Origin of the sequence: Tritonibacter sp. SIMBA_163 (assembly GCF_046535935.1) — a bacterium.
GTDB lineage: Bacteria > Pseudomonadota > Alphaproteobacteria > Rhodobacterales > Rhodobacteraceae > Epibacterium > Epibacterium scottomollicae.
In genome coordinates this window covers 1-341 of sequence record NZ_JAWJBP010000198.1, presented here as the reverse complement: position 1 = coordinate 341, position 341 = coordinate 1, and the positions used below count along the sequence as shown (strand labels likewise).

The following is a 341-nucleotide window of genomic DNA, read 5'->3' as shown; positions in this document are numbered from 1 at the left end:
CGGTAGTGATTAAGTAAAGTTTCACAATAAACACGAATCGCAGAAAGATAAACGCTCTTTTTCTCATATGGTGTCTTCTTAATCTGAATGTTGATACTGCTTGTCATAGAAGTATAACTAGATGTAACAGAAAACTTACAGTGTGGAAAACGTTTGGTTAAATGCTTTTTAATCTCTTTAGCTATGCTTTTTTCATCTTGTTCTTTATCAACTTCAAATGGTGTCCACTGTGTAGCTTTCCAGAGATTAAAGTCATTCTTTTTTACTTTTTTGTTTTTATTTTCCGCATCAATATATGTAATTTTGTTTTTAGTGATATCGTTAGCAACTTCTAAAGATTC

1 protein-coding gene is annotated in these 341 nt (G+C 30.8%); it reads right to left on the bottom strand.

Going from position 1 to position 341, the window contains the following annotated elements:
- On the bottom strand, positions 1-341 hold a 341-nt coding region (locus R0J92_RS22075), incomplete at both ends, for an LPD29 domain-containing protein (protein ID WP_411053226.1).